Genomic DNA, 13,231 nt, shown 5'->3' on the forward strand with positions numbered 1-13,231 from the left:
CGTTGCTCCAGATACTGGATTGCGCTGCGGGCCTCCTCCGACCAGCTCTGCCGCGCAGGGGCGGTAGGGGGTGGGCAATAGGTGCCTAGCCACTCCCCACCAGCCACCTCCCCCCTCAGCCAGCGCCTACGTTCCTTCGCATTCTGGCATACGGATTTTGGGAGATGCACCCCAAACTCTCACAGCCCTAGATTTCCCGGTGCATTTTGCCTTAGGCTAAGTACGGATTGTGAGCTCTTTGCAATCCGCAGTATGGCGATTTATGGGCCATTTTCAGTCTCAGGGCCCTTTTGAGGAGGTTTACATGGAATGCGTAGGCGTGCGATTTGCGCACGGCCCCAAAATTTACGATTACCGCTTCAGCAACCAGGCCCCACCCTTGGGTAGCTGGGTGGTGGTAAAAACTGCTCGCGGGCTCGAGCTGGCAAAAGTGCGTACCGAGCCCCATCTGGGCCATGCTGTGGGCGAAATTGTTCGCATCGCGACCCCAGCAGACCTGGAACAACACAGCAGGCTCAGGAGCCGGGCCGAGGAAGTTCACTGGTGGCTCAAAGCCCGCTTGCGCCGGGAGGGTGTGAGGGCCAAGGTTCTGGGCTGTGAGTTCACCCTGGATGGCAATCATATCTCGGTGCAGTACTCCGCCGAAGAACGCATTGACCTGCGGCGCTGGGTTAATGAACTCAACAAGCTGGCCGGGGCTCGAGTGGAGTTCGTTGCACTGGGCCCCCGCGACCAGACCGCCTACCTGGGCACCCTGGGGGCCTGCGGCATGGAGTCATGCTGCTCAAAATGGCTCCAGGATTTTACCCAGGTCTCTATCAAGATGGCCCGCGATCAGCAGCTTCCTCTCTCGCCCGAAAAAATCTCAGGCCCCTGTGGGCGCCTGCTCTGCTGCTTGCAGTACGAACACGAGCAGTACCAGGAGCTGCTGGCCGAGCTGCCCCGCAAAAACAGCAAAGCCTGTAGCCTCCAGGGCACCTGTGGCAAGGTTGCCAAGCTTAACCCCCTGGCCGGAACGGTGGAACTGCTTACCGAGGAAGGCAGTACCGTAACGGTGCACAAAAGCGAGCTCCGATGGGATTAATGTATGCTTGGGAACCATGACGAGCACAGCCAGGGGTAACCGGTGCTGAGCATCGGACAGGTTCTCACCCACAGCTTTGGGTTACTGGCGCAGCACCCCATTGGCATTGTCTGGTTGCTGGTTCAAGCCCTGTTGGTCAGTATTTTTACCCTTGGCGTCATGGCTGGACCCATGCAGGTAGGTGTCTATGCCGTCCTGGTTCGCTATGCCCGCACCGGTGATTGGAACCCCGAAGCCCTCTGGGGCAACACCACAGGGCACAACATTGTGGCCGGCATTGTGTTTGTGGCCAGTGCCCTGGCGGCATTTGTGGTAGGCCTACCGGTTGCAGTGCCAGATGCCCTGCTGGCCTCGTTGCTAAGCTATGTGGGTCTGGTCGCTATCAACCTGCTGTGGTTTTATACCTTCCAGATTATGGTCGACGACGACCAGGACTGGCCCAAAGCCATCCGCAAAGGTTGGGACTTAATGCAGCAGGGAGGACTGGGCAACCACCTTCTGCTTATCGCCATCCTGGAGTCGCTCATCCTGGTATCCACACTATCCACCTGGGTACCTTTCCAGGTCGTGATGTACCTGCTCCTGCTGGGTTTCTCCACGGTGGCCCGTGCAGTGGCCTACGTACAGCTGGTGCCCCGGCGGGCGTTTGAGCCTTAACCTGAGCACCAGCCCGCATACACGTAAAAACAGCTCTTACTTATCGTATGGCTTGCCCACAGCCGCCGGTGGCCTGCTGCGACCGATGAAGCCTGCCAGTACCAGCATCGTCAGGACAAACGGCAAGGCCTGTACGATGGTCGCAGGCAGAATATCGCCACCCTGAAGCTGGATGGCCAGGGCCTGGGCGAAGCCAAAAAGCAAAGTAGCCCCCAGCACACCCAGCGGATGCCATTTGCCGAAGATGAGCGCCGCCAGGGCAATAAAGCCCGCCCCTGCGCTCATGGCCCGGATGAACTGATTCAGGAAGCCAATCGAGAGGTAGGCCCCGGCGATGCCCGCCAGCATGCCCGACAAAATAACCGCCGTGTAGCGCATCCGAATCACATGTACGCCCATAGTCTCGGCTGCCTGGGGGTGTTCACCCACAGCCCGCAGGCGCAAACCCCAGGGGGTTTTGAACAGCACCCACCACACGACCGGCACCAGTAAGAAAGCAACCAGCACCAGAATGGATACCTCACCGCGAATAAAGTACAGGTCAATGGACACCAACGGCAGCCTGTTCTTTACTTCCTGCGAGGTGGAGGTGTTGTTGTAAAGCACCTGCAAGACAATCGAGGGAGCCCCCAGCGCAGCGATATTTATGGCCGTGCCCGAGACAATCTGGTCGGCGCGGTACTTGATGGAGGCGATGGCGTGAATCAAGCCCACCAGACCACCCACAATGGCCCCAACCAGGAGGCCCACCCAGGGAATCCAGAAGGCCTCGATGCCCCCGGTCGCCACCTCGATTCGGTTTACGGTAATGGCAGCGGCCGCCGCACCGAACAAAATCATGCCCTCGAGGGCGATGTTAACCACCCCGCTACGCTCGGAAAACAAGCCGCCCAGCGCGGTCAGTAGCAGTGGCGCTGCCTGACGCAAGGTTGAAAAAAAGAGCGCGATAACGATTTCCATAGACTAATCTCCTGCTGCCTTGGCCTGACGGGCCTCTTGCTCGGCTTTGGCTTCGGTCTCGACCTGGGCTGCCCGCAGGGGGTCGGTAAAGTAGCGCGGCAAAAAGCCTCCCACCGCTATGAACAAAATTATGAGCGCCTGCAAGACCTGGATAATCTGGTTGCTGATACCTAACTGGGCGTTGAGGGAAACCCCTCCCGCCAGAAGCACCCCAAACAAAGTGGCAGAAAGAAAAATGCCCAGGGGCATGTTCTGACCCATCAAGGCCACCGCAATCCCTTCGAAGCCGACGCTCGAGGGAATGGCGGTTTTGAGGCGGTAAGTACCGTCCATACCAGCCCCCAGCACGTAGTGGGTTGCGGCCAATCCCGCCAGAGCACCCGCGATGATCATGGTCAGAATTATCTTCCGCCTTAAGTTAACCCCCGCATATTCAGCGGCCTTGGGCGCCAGACCGGTTGCCCGCAGTTCGTAGCCCCCCGCTGTGCGAAAGAGGTAAAAGTTATAAAAGAGCAGAGCCAGAATGGCAATCAGGAAAGAGCCATTCAGGAGCTGCGAGGCCAGGGCCGAGCTGATGGTCACTGGAATACCCGGCAACACCTGCCCCACCACATACCCCACAATCATGGCAGCAAGGGCAGTCAGGAGCCGCTTTCCAAGCTCGAGCCGCCGCGTGGCGTAATACACGCCGAGGGCAGCCACCACCGCAAGCGGCAGGGCCCAGGAAAAAGTACTGTTTGGAGCGAGGATATTAATCATAAGTGGGATACGCCCACCCTCCTGAATCTCCTCGCTGCGCCCCTCGAAACCTTCAGCCTTGAAGGGCAGCGTTACCTTCCTTCCAAAAAAGCTGTACTCGTTGGCCGCCAGCATAAACAGCAACACCGAAGCTGCGATGTAGTTCATCATGATGGTGTTGATGACCTCGTTGGCGCCAAAGCGGGCCTTGAGCCAGCCCACAATGCCGCCCCACAAAGCCCCACCCAGGGCCGCAGCCACAATGGCTGCCGGCAGCAGCAACCAGCCTGGCAGGGGCAGGTACACCCCGGCCAGCATGGCAAAAAGCGCCCCGATGGTAAGCTGGCCGGGAGCCCCGATGTTAAAAAGGCCCGCCCGAAAACCAAACGCCACAGCCAGACCGGTGAAGATCAGCGGGGTGGCAAAAGCCAGGCTGTTAAAGATACCTGGTAAGGTCAGGATGGGGCTGAATAAAATTTGAAAGGTATAGGTGACCAGGTCGAGCTTACTCGCGACCAGCTCGCGCAGCCCCAGGCCCTCAACTCCCTGGGTGCCAAGCCCAGGCCGCAGGATGGCCACAACCACGGCTCCCACCACCACTGCCAGCAGAAGCGAAACCACCGGAACCACAACCCCACGCAGGCGCACTAAAAAGGCCAGCCCGCCCGGTAGTTGCATGCGGGCCACCAGCAAAAGCGCCAGGGAGTAAAACAACCCGACATAGGCCCCCAGCGAAAGGGCAAAACGACGCAGGGGCGGACGCCGAGCCCCCGCCGCCAGGGCCGCATCGTTAACCGCGGTAATGGCTTGATAAAACAAAGCGACCTCGAGGGCAAACAAGGCCAGCCCAACCCCCCCTAGAGTGTAGAGGACCCTGGCGCGGGTTTCGGGGTTGGGCAAAAACATAGCCCCGCTGGCCGCCAAAAGCAGCAAGACCCATATCGCAAAAAACAACCCTAGCCAATCAAAGCTCAGCCCCTCTGGCAGCGTAAGGCCTTTAGGATTTATGGTTCCTAGCGGGTTGAGCAAGTAGCCGGTGCCATCAAACTCCCGCATAGGTACAGCCCAGGGGGACAGTACCATCAGCGCAAGCGCGATCACCCCCACAATCAAAAACAGGTAACTACCCATAAGTTCCTCAGAGCGGATTCTACACTGCAAAGCCATTTTGCATAGCACGAACTCATTAAAGCGCGGGCTTCTTAAGCCCAAAAGTTCCGGAAATTTCTGCAATTATCTACCGATGCAAGGTGATAAACTTGTCAGGTGCAAGATTCGACGGAAACCAAAGCCAAGGTTGTTCAGCAAATGTTTTCGGAAATAGCCCCGCGCTACGACTTTCTGAACAGGGTGCTGTCTTTAGGTGTGGATCGCGTCTGGCGGCTGGCCGCAGTAAAGGCGGCTCTGGAGATAAAACCAGCCCGCATCCTCGACCTAGCCACCGGTACTGGCGACATTGCCCTATTACTAAAAAAGGTTGCGCCTGAGGTGGAGGTTATCGGGGGCGACTTTGCTCTGCCCATGCTCGAGCTGGCCCGCCAAAAAGCCCAGCGAGCCGGCCTTGCCATCCCCTTTGTAGAAGCTGATGCCCTCCAGCTCCCTTTTCCTGATGATCACTTCGATGCCATAACCATTGCCTTTGGCTTTCGCAACTTTGCCGATTACAAAAAAGCACTGGCCGAGCTGTACCGGGTGCTTGCACCAGGAGGGCGGCTGTGTATTTTGGAGTTTCCTCCCCCACCCCGTAGCGGCTTGGGTGTGCTATACCGCTTTTACTTCACCCGCATCCTGCCCTTAATTGGGGGGCTAATTTCGGGCAGCGCTTCAGCCTATCGCTACCTACCCGATTCTGTGGAGCGCTTCCCAGATCCCCCAACCCTTGCTACCATGATGACTCTGGCCGGCCTTAACACCCGCTACCAGCTTTTCACCGGCGGTATTACTGCCCTTCATGTTGGCGACAAGCCCACCCCCACCAAGCCCACCTTGGCTGTTCGAACCGGAGAGTTTTACCCCGATGAAGCATCCTGACCTCGCCTTTGAGATTGACCCGCAGCGGCTGCTGCTGGAAGGCATGGAAATCGGTGCCCTGCCAGACCTGAAGCCGCTCGAGCTTGCACGTGAGTACGCCCAGGAGCTAGCCCAGGGGAGCGGAGGCGAAAACGAAATCGTGCGGTGGTGGCATAGCCCGGGCGGTTTTTACTACGAGTTCAAACAGTTTCCTGCTGCCTTTTATGGCCGCTCCGGTCTGGTTCAGGGTCAGTACCTGACAGCCCAGGAAGCCCAGGTGCTGGTGTGGGATGCCCTGACTCGAGCCGACAAAGACCAGGCCGACCTCACCCTTTTTTACACCGCCAACCTCATGCAAAGCGACCAGGACTTTTTCATGGTCTATACCCTGGGTCAGATGCGTATCGAGCGGGGCGAGGCCCGCTACGCCCTCCCGCTGTTCATGCGCTTGAAGCTACCGCAATACCTGCTGGTGCTGTTTCGCAGCAATGACGAATACCTGGTTTTCAAACTCCCGCAAGGGCAGCCTGTTTTAACGCAAATCCGCGCTTAGCACGCCACACCCCTCACTTCGCTCGGCCCAAAAGAGCCTCGCCCGTGGGTGAACAGCCGCTTTAGCGGTCTGTCCTGAAGGGGATCGTCCCGTTGGGAGCGGCCTCTTGAGCGGTGTCTGCTCACCCAAATTCGGTATTGCTGTGCAGGTGCGGTTCACGACAGCAACCATCCCGCAAGACAAAAGGCAGGGGCGTAATCCCCTGCCTTTGGCCCAACTGGCCTTGCTTATCGCACCCTTCACAGAGGCAACTGTGCTGTGCAGGACAAAGCAATCAAGTTGTGAGCGCTCTAGTGGCTGTGCTCTTTAGCGCTGTGCGCGTGGCCGTGCTCGAGCTCTTCCGGCGTTGCGGGCCGAACGGCTGTAAGGGTCACATCGAAATCGAGGGTCTCACCTGCCAGGGCATGGTTGAAATCAATGGTTACCTCATTATCGTCCACGCTCAATACCGTAAAGGGCATGGGGTTGCCCTGGGGGTCTTCGGCGTAGAACATGGCCCCTTCCGCCAGTTCAGCATCTGCCGGAAAGGCTGCCCGATCCACCACCTGTACACCTTCTGGATCGTAAAGGCCGTAGCCCTTTTCGGGGGGTACAGAAACAACAACCCGATCACCGGCTGACTTGCCCTCGAGGGCTTCCTCCAGACCCGCCACAATGTTGCGATGACCGTGCAGATAATCCAGCTCACCCTGGTCAATCAGCTCGTTCTCGACTTGCAGGGTATAACGAATGGTGACCACATTTCCTTTGCTTGCCGTCATAAAGGCTCCTCTCCATTCACAGAAACCATCCTTCGTTTCCGCGAGACAACCGAGTATAAAACATTCAGATGAAACAATCGTAAACCAAATCGAACCCCACCCGTAACCCCATGCCCTATGCTTAGGGCATGAACGTGGAAGACGTAATTGGAAGGACGCCAGTGGTTCGCCTCAAACGCCTGGTAGAGCCTGGCATGGCGGAGGTTTGGGTGAAGCTCGAGGGCAACAATCCTGGCGGTTCCATCAAAGACCGTACCGCCTGGTATCTGATCAAAGACGCCGAAGAGCGCGGCATCCTGAAGCCAGGCTCGGGGCAGCTCATCGTGGAGCCCACCAGCGGCAACACCGGCATCGGCCTGGCCATGGTAGCGGCCAGTCGGGGCTACAAGCTCATTTTGACCATGCCGGCCCAGATGTCGGAAGAACGCAAGCGCATCCTCAAAGCCTATGGGGCCGAGCTGGTGCTAACCGACCCCAGCCGCCGAATGCTGGCCGCCATTGAGGAGGCCAACCGCATCGTGGCCGAGCAGGGGGCCTTCATGCCCAACCAGTTCGACAACCCCGCCAACCCCAGGGCCCACTACGAGACCACCGGTCCCGAAATTTTCCAGCAGATGGAGGGTCGGCTGGATGCCTTCGTGTATGGCTCGGGTACCGGGGGCACGATTATGGGGGTGGGCAAGTACCTGCGCGAGCGACTGCCCAACATCCAGATCATCGCCTGCGAACCCCGCCGCAGCAACGTGCTTTCGGGCGGTCAGATGGGCTCGCATCAGTTTCAGGGCATGGGGCCTGGCTTTATCCCGCCCAACCTGGATGTGAAGATGCTGGATCAGGTAATTCAGGTGCTGGAAGAAGACGCTTTCCCCCTGGCTAAGCCGCTGGCCCGCCAGGAAGGTCTTTTTGTGGGAATGAGTGCCTGTGGGATGATCTGGGCTGCCCTGCAGGTCGCCCGGAAACTTGGGCCCGGCAAAAGGGTACTGACCATCGCCTGTGACTCGGGCATGAAATACCTCTCAACACCCCTCTTTGCAGACCCAGAGGGCGGTGTCTAGCCCAGGGGGGTGTGGGCTTCACCGGGCAGCAGGATGTGGCTACGGAAAGGTGCATTCAAGCTTTGATTTGCGCTGGATGCAGGCTACACTGGCTGTTAGATGGCCAGGGCTTCTATTCAGTATCGCTGTATCGAGTGCGGGTACAAGTCGGTAAAGGAGCTGGGGCGCTGCCCAAACTGTGGGGCCTGGGACAGTTTTAAGGCAGAAGCACCCCCGCCCAAGCCTGGCGCGGCCCCAGGCAAGGCCGGGCTGTCGCGGCCCCTGCCCAACCCGGCTGCACTGACCCGCCTTGCGGATGTGTCTGAGGGTGGGGAGGTACGCTTCTCGAGCCGCATAGGAGAACTCGACCGGGTGCTGGGTGGGGGCTTCGTGCCGGGCGAGGTGCTCCTGCTGGGCGGTGAGCCAGGGGTAGGCAAAAGCACCCTTTTGCTGCAGGTCGCTCAGCAGATGCTGGAAATGGGCAAGCGGGTGGTTTACCTGGCCGGAGAGGAGTCGCCCGGCCAGATTCGCCTGAGGGCCAGGCGGCTGGGAATATCAGGGGAACTCGAGCTGCTGCGGGAAACTGAGCTGGATGCCATGCTCGCCACCCTCGAGGTGGCCCCACCCGACTTCCTGGTCGTGGACTCCATTCAAACCATCGAAACCACCGCTTCGCCGGGTTCGCTGGTGGCAGTTCGCGACGCCACCGCGGCCCTGACCCGCTTTGCCAAACACCACCAGGTAACCACCGTGCTGGTCGGACACGTTACCAAAGAGGGCATCGTGGCCGGGCCCAAGGTAATTGAGCACGTGGTGGACGCCACACTATACCTGGAGACGGCCGGCAACTTCAGGGTCTTGCGCTCCAGCAAAAACCGCTTCGGGCCCGTAGGCGAAATGGGGGTCTTTACCATGATTCATGAGGGCATGGAGGAAGTCGCCAACCCCTCGGCAGCCTTTCTGGCCGAGCGTCCGGTGGGCGCTCCGGGTTCGGTGGTGGCCCTGAGCCTCTCGGGCGAACGGGCGCTGGCCCTGGAAGTGCAGGCTCTGGCGGCCCGCACACCCTTTCCGGCTCCCCGCCGGGTTTCACAAGGCCTGGACAGCCGCCGGGTAGACGTGGTGCTGGCGGTGTTGGAGCGTAGGCTCAACCTGCCTTTGGGAAACCTGGACATCTACGTCAATCTGGCCGGTGGTCTGCGGGTCTTCGACCCAGGGTTGGATTTGGCTGTGGGCCTGGCAGTGTATTCTGCTGTGGTAGGCCGTCCACTTCCTCCCGATGTGGCGGTGGTGGGCGAGGTGGGGTTGGCTGGGGAGTTGCGCAGCGTGGAGGGCCTCGAGCGTCGTCTGCGCGAAGGTCAGCGGGCGGGCTTTAAAGAGCTGGTACATCCGCCCCAGTTCAAAAGCCTGGAGGCTGCGGTAAGCAAGTTTTTATGAGTATGACGCGCTGGATTTTGTACGGACTGTTTGCCTATTTGGGCTACCAGGCAGGGGTGTGGCTCGAGGTCAACAACCTCATTGGAAGCAGCCCCCTGGGTAGCCTGACCAGCTTGAACCGCCTGTACCTGGGGGTGGTGGGCCTTCTGGTGGGTTTTTTGCTCATACCTCGCCTAACGGACTGGGCCGAGCGGCGCTGGGAGCACACCCAGGCCTGGTTGAAGCGCCTCCCACCCGAGATTCCAGTCGCCATCACGGTGGCTTCGGGTCTGGGCCTTCTGCTGGCGGTGTTGCTCACCAACCTGTTGAACCAGATTCCGGGCTTTTCCGCCATTCACTCGCTGATTATTGCTGCGGTACTGGTCAGCTCACTTTCGGCTTTTGCCATTGCCAATCGGGAGTATTTCCGGCTGGCCCGCCCGTCCGCCCACCCGCCCAGGACCCGAGGGGGCAAGGTGCTCGATACCTCGGTGCTGATAGATGGGCGCATCGGGGATGTGGCCGAGATGGGATTCCTGGAGGGCCCACTGTTTGTGCCTCGACAGGTGCTGCGCGAACTGCAGCAATTTGCCGACTCCGCCGAGGCCCAAAAGCGCGCCAAGGGCCGCCGGGGCCTGGACACCCTCGAGCGCCTCAAGCTTAGCGTGGGGCTCGAGGTGCTCGATAGCACCGAGACCGACGAGCCCGTGGACGACCAGATTCTGGCCGAAGCCAAAAGGCTGGGCGCAGCCCTGGTCACCAACGACCATGCCCTGGCCCAGCTTTCCCGCATCTACGGGGTCAAGACGCTCTCGGTGCAGGCGCTGGCCTCGGCCCTGCGGGCCCCCCTGCAGCAAGGGGACACCCTGAACATCACCATCGTGAAGGAGGGCAAGGAACCCGGCCAGGGGGTGGGTTACCTGGAGGATGGCACGATGGTGGTGGTGGACGATGCCATTCCATTTCGCGGCAAGGAAGTGGGGGTAGTTATCACCCAGTCCATTCAGACCCAGGTCGGTCGGCTGCTCTTTGGTAAGCTCCAGACCGAGGACGATGCGCGTCCCAACCCCAAAGCCGAGCGGCAGTAAAAGTCCTAGCCAAAAGCCCCCCACACCTCGCCTTGGTTTCCAGCACCATACGGGGTTCGCGCTTTTGCGGGTACAGGATAAGTTGCGCCAGGGCAGATTGGCAAAACCAGCGGAATGAGTCAATGCATACCTGGCGCAATTCCTAAAGCGAACTTTCGGTACGGCATCTCGCATTTTGCTTATGGAGACACTTACACTGTAGCCAATGCCCTACCGCGTACCCAAAAGCCGGCTTCTGCCGCCCCGCACCGCGCGGGAGGTGGAGCGGCTGCGGCTGCTGGAGCGCCTGCGGCAAGGCTTTGCCAAAAGCCCGGTGCTGGTGCTGGCTGCCGGAGCCGGGTATGGCAAGTCCACCCTGCTCTCGAGCCTCCCCACCCTCTGGCTCACCCTGGGTGAAGACTGCTCCGACCCGGTGGTTCTGGGCTGGCATCTGGTCGAGGTCTATCGGCCCCGGCTGGGCGATGCGCTGGAAGGGGTGGTAGCGGCGCTCGAACGCGGGGCCTGGGCCGTAGCCGGCGAGCTTTTGCTCGAGCGCCTGAGCGACCAACCAGGACATACCCTGGTAATGGATGAAGCCCAGCGGGCCGCAAGCCGCCAGGCCGTGGCCCTGCTGCGAACCCTTGCTCAGGTGCCGGGCTTGCACATGGCCCTGCTGACCCGCCGGGCTGCACCCTGGGAGGTGCTGGGGCAGGTGCTGGATGAAAGCGAGCTGGCCTTTGACCCTGCCGAGTCTTTGCAGCTGGGCCAGGCCATCGCCCCCGAGCTAAGCGCTTTCGAGGTCGAGCAGGCCCACAGCCTGGTGCGCGGCTGGCCGCTGGGGCTGCGGCTTTTGCTTCGGGCCATGCAGCGGGGCGCCAAGCCCGAAGAGGCTTTTTACGCCCATCCCGACCCGGATGGCCTGCTGGTTTATTTGCTGCCCGCCCTGCCTGAGGAAGTGCTTAAGCTAGCCGCAAAGGCCAGTGTGCTGGGCGAGGTGGGGCCCGAGGAGGCCGCCTGGGTAGGAGGGCTCGAGGCCCTGCAGCCCTATGCCCCAGACCTGCTGCTGGAGCACGTGGGAGGGCGCACCCGTTTTCACCCCCTGGTGCGGGCGGCCCTGATGAGCCTGCTCGAGCCCGACGAGGTGCGCAAGCTGCTGGCAAAAGCCGCGGACCTGGCCCTGGAGCGGGGAGAAGAGGTGCAGGCAGCGGGATACCTGCTGGAAGCAGGTCGGCTGGGGCACGCAGCCGACCTGCTGCAAAGGCAGGGGGAGGCCTGGCTGGCTCGAGGACTTACCTACACCGTGCTGGCGCTGCTCGAGCGCCTTCCCGAAACCCTGCGCGCCACCCGCCCCACTCTGCGTTTTTTGCACGGAGAGGCCTTGCGGCAGGCCGGACGTTACAGCGAGGCCGAGGCCGTGTACCAGCAGGCGCTGCAGGCGGGAGTAGAGCAGGCCCTGTTGGGCTTATCAAGGCTTTATCTGGATACCGTAGAACCGGCCAAAGCCCAGGGGTATCTGCTGGCCGCTCGAGTGCGCTTTCCCAGCGAGGTCGAAGGCCTTTGGGCCGAGAATCTGCTCAATTCCGGGCGGGTAGAAGAGGCGCGGGCGCACGGCCTGGAAGGCCCCCGGGTCTGGCTACGCAGCGGTCAGCCCGAGCGGGCCCTGTCCGAGCTACGCCGCTGGGAAAAGGGCTCCACCGCACGCGCTCCACAGAACCACCGCGAGGGAACCTTGCTGTTGGCCCTTCTGGAGGCCATTGCGGGTGATGCCAGAGCTGCCGAGCAAGCCGCCTATCGGGGCCGCCGCGAGGGCGAGACCCTGGGCAGCCCGTTTGTGGTAGCGCTGGCCGAAGCCCGGCTCGGACACGCGCTGTTGGCGCAAAACCGCTGGAGCGAGGCCGCCGAAGCCTATCAGCGGGCGCTTTCGCTTTCGCATGGAGGGCCGGCCCGCCTGCGGGTGGAACCCCTGGGTGGGCGGGCTGCGCTCGGCGAGGCCCCGGCCTTTGAGGAGATGGTACGGCAGGCCCGCGAGGCCGGGGATGCCTGGGTCGAGGCCTTCATGACCCTGGTTGCGGCCCAGGCCCACCTGCGGCGGGGGCAGCCCTTTAGCCTGCCTGCACTGCCCGGGCTGGAAGACCCCTTTTTGCGAGCCCTGGCTGCCAACTATCCCTGGCAGGCCGACCAGGAAGGCTTGTTGCTACGCTACCCCTTCCTGAGCCAACCCACCCTATTTGCCCCGCCGCTTCACCGTAGCCGCAGGCTCTTGTGGGAGGCTGGCCGGCTCTCGCTGCCCTATCATCCGGGGGTTGCCGTAGAGATACGGGCTCTGGGCGGCCTCGAGGTCTGGGTGAACCACCAGGAGGTACGGTTCAAGCGAGAAAAGGCCCGGATTTTGCTGGGTCTACTTTTGCTGCGCGAATGGAGCAAGGAAACCCTGCTCGAGGCCCTGCAGGTTTCCGACGGGGAGTTTCGGGTGCTGTGGTCGGAGCTCTTGGGGGCCCTGGAGCCAGGCCGCCCGCCCCGCGTTCCTGGCTACTTCCTCAAGCCCTACACCCTGAACCGGGTGCCTGAGCTGTGGGTAGACCTCTGGCACACAGACCAGGAAGGACGGCCCCCCTTCGAGGGGCTGGACCACCCCGAGTTCGAATACTACCAGGCCGCCTGGCTCCAAGGCTTGGTAAAGCGCTACCGCCACAGCGACGCCCCAGCCGACTGGCTCCGGGGGCTCAGGCTGGAGCCCCTGGACGAAGAACTCTACCTAAGGCTTTTGAAAACGGAACTGGCTGCCGAGGCCCGTCTTCTTCGGCAGACGGCCTTAAGGGAGCTCGAGCTCGAGGCCTAGGTGGCTCGAGCCATCTCATACCAGATTCGGTTAGGTCGTCACCGTTCGGTGACGACCTAACCCGACCAACGGGATACGCTGTTTTCGCCGAGCGCAGCGAGGGGTGTGCTCTAGG

The 13,231-nt window shown here is 61.2% G+C and carries 11 protein-coding genes; 8 read left to right on the forward strand and 3 right to left on the reverse strand.

Annotation, left to right across the window (positions count from 1 at the left end):
• Window positions 1-304 precede the first annotated feature (304 nt).
• Complete coding sequence (locus tag ABWU19_RS12190) at window positions 305-1,084, forward strand: PSP1 domain-containing protein (RefSeq protein WP_435901954.1); 780 nt, start codon at window positions 305-307, stop codon at window positions 1,082-1,084.
• 159 nt (window positions 1,085-1,243) lie between these two features.
• On the forward strand, window positions 1,244-1,741 hold the full coding sequence (locus tag ABWU19_RS12195; RefSeq protein WP_435901955.1) for a hypothetical protein: 498 nt from the start codon (window positions 1,244-1,246) through the stop codon (window positions 1,739-1,741).
• A gap of 36 nt (window positions 1,742-1,777) precedes the next feature.
• On the opposite strand, the gene ABWU19_RS12200 is transcribed toward ABWU19_RS12195, so the two are convergent.
• Together ABWU19_RS12200 and ABWU19_RS12205 are read right to left on the reverse strand one after the other, a co-directional pair.
• The gene (locus tag ABWU19_RS12200; protein ID WP_435901956.1) at window positions 1,778-2,701 is read right to left on the reverse strand and encodes an ABC transporter permease; all 924 of its coding nucleotides are present in this window, start codon (window positions 2,699-2,701) and stop codon (window positions 1,778-1,780) included.
• Between the two features lie 3 nt (window positions 2,702-2,704).
• Entirely contained in the window at window positions 2,705-4,570 is a 1,866-nt protein-coding gene (locus tag ABWU19_RS12205) for an ABC transporter permease (RefSeq protein WP_435901957.1), read from the reverse strand.
• 135 nt (window positions 4,571-4,705) lie between these two features.
• Here ABWU19_RS12205 and ubiE point away from each other — a divergent pair, with 135 nt between their 5' ends.
• Together ubiE and ABWU19_RS12215 are read left to right on the forward strand one after the other, a co-directional pair.
• The gene (gene ubiE / locus ABWU19_RS12210; RefSeq protein ID WP_435901958.1) at window positions 4,706-5,470 is read left to right on the forward strand and encodes a bifunctional demethylmenaquinone methyltransferase/2-methoxy-6-polyprenyl-1,4-benzoquinol methylase UbiE; all 765 of its coding nucleotides are present in this window, start codon (window positions 4,706-4,708) and stop codon (window positions 5,468-5,470) included.
• Entirely contained in the window at window positions 5,457-6,002 is a 546-nt protein-coding gene (locus ABWU19_RS12215; protein ID WP_435901959.1) for a hypothetical protein, read from the forward strand. The genes ubiE and ABWU19_RS12215 overlap by 14 nt, the downstream gene beginning before the upstream one ends.
• A 290-nt stretch (window positions 6,003-6,292) precedes the next feature.
• On the opposite strand, the gene ABWU19_RS12220 is transcribed toward ABWU19_RS12215, so the two are convergent.
• On the reverse strand, window positions 6,293-6,763 hold the full coding sequence (locus ABWU19_RS12220; RefSeq protein WP_027878374.1) for an FKBP-type peptidyl-prolyl cis-trans isomerase: 471 nt from the start codon (window positions 6,761-6,763) through the stop codon (window positions 6,293-6,295).
• 128 nt (window positions 6,764-6,891) lie between these two features.
• Between ABWU19_RS12220 and cysK the strand changes: the two genes are divergently transcribed.
• From cysK to ABWU19_RS12240, 4 genes are all read left to right on the forward strand, one after another.
• Window positions 6,892-7,818, forward strand: a complete 927-nt coding sequence (gene cysK / locus ABWU19_RS12225; RefSeq protein ID WP_435901960.1) for a cysteine synthase A — start codon at window positions 6,892-6,894, stop codon at window positions 7,816-7,818.
• Window positions 7,819-7,917: 99 nt separating this feature from the next.
• A complete protein-coding gene (gene radA / locus ABWU19_RS12230; RefSeq protein ID WP_435901961.1) occupies window positions 7,918-9,231 on the forward strand; it encodes a DNA repair protein RadA in 1,314 nt (437 codons plus the stop codon).
• Window positions 9,228-10,298 carry a PIN/TRAM domain-containing protein gene (locus ABWU19_RS12235; protein WP_435901962.1) on the forward strand — a complete coding sequence of 357 codons (1,071 nt, stop codon included), beginning with the start codon at window positions 9,228-9,230 and terminating at the stop codon, window positions 10,296-10,298. The genes radA and ABWU19_RS12235 overlap by 4 nt, the downstream gene beginning before the upstream one ends.
• Window positions 10,299-10,503: 205 nt before the next feature.
• Window positions 10,504-13,116 (forward strand): hypothetical protein, encoded by a 2,613-nt coding sequence (locus tag ABWU19_RS12240; protein WP_435901963.1) that lies wholly within the window; start codon window positions 10,504-10,506, stop codon window positions 13,114-13,116.
• Window positions 13,117-13,231: the final 115 nt, after the last annotated feature.

This window comes from Meiothermus cerbereus, from assembly GCF_051297115.1.
In the GTDB taxonomy this organism is placed as follows: domain Bacteria; phylum Deinococcota; class Deinococci; order Deinococcales; family Thermaceae; genus Meiothermus; species Meiothermus cerbereus_A.

Excerpts from the sequence above, each read along its gene's own strand:
- ABWU19_RS12195 (WP_435901955.1), top strand. The coding sequence starts at position 1,244 with ATGGCTGGACCCATGCAGGTAGGTGTCTATGCCGTCCTGGTTCGCTAT.
- ABWU19_RS12220 (WP_027878374.1), bottom strand. The coding sequence starts at position 6,763 with ATGACGGCAAGCAAAGGAAATGTGGTCACCATTCGTTATACCCTGCAA.
- ABWU19_RS12205 (WP_435901957.1), bottom strand. The coding sequence starts at position 4,570 with ATGGGTAGTTACCTGTTTTTGATTGTGGGGGTGATCGCGCTTGCGCTG.
- ABWU19_RS12240 (WP_435901963.1), top strand. The coding sequence starts at position 10,504 with ATGCCCTACCGCGTACCCAAAAGCCGGCTTCTGCCGCCCCGCACCGCG.
- ABWU19_RS12200 (WP_435901956.1), bottom strand. The coding sequence starts at position 2,701 with ATGGAAATCGTTATCGCGCTCTTTTTTTCAACCTTGCGTCAGGCAGCG.
- radA (WP_435901961.1), top strand. The coding sequence starts at position 7,918 with ATGGCCAGGGCTTCTATTCAGTATCGCTGTATCGAGTGCGGGTACAAG.
- ABWU19_RS12235 (WP_435901962.1), top strand. The coding sequence starts at position 9,228 with ATGAGTATGACGCGCTGGATTTTGTACGGACTGTTTGCCTATTTGGGC.
- ABWU19_RS12215 (WP_435901959.1), top strand. The coding sequence starts at position 5,457 with ATGAAGCATCCTGACCTCGCCTTTGAGATTGACCCGCAGCGGCTGCTG.
- ABWU19_RS12190 (WP_435901954.1), top strand. The coding sequence starts at position 305 with ATGGAATGCGTAGGCGTGCGATTTGCGCACGGCCCCAAAATTTACGAT.
- cysK (WP_435901960.1), top strand. The coding sequence starts at position 6,892 with ATGAACGTGGAAGACGTAATTGGAAGGACGCCAGTGGTTCGCCTCAAA.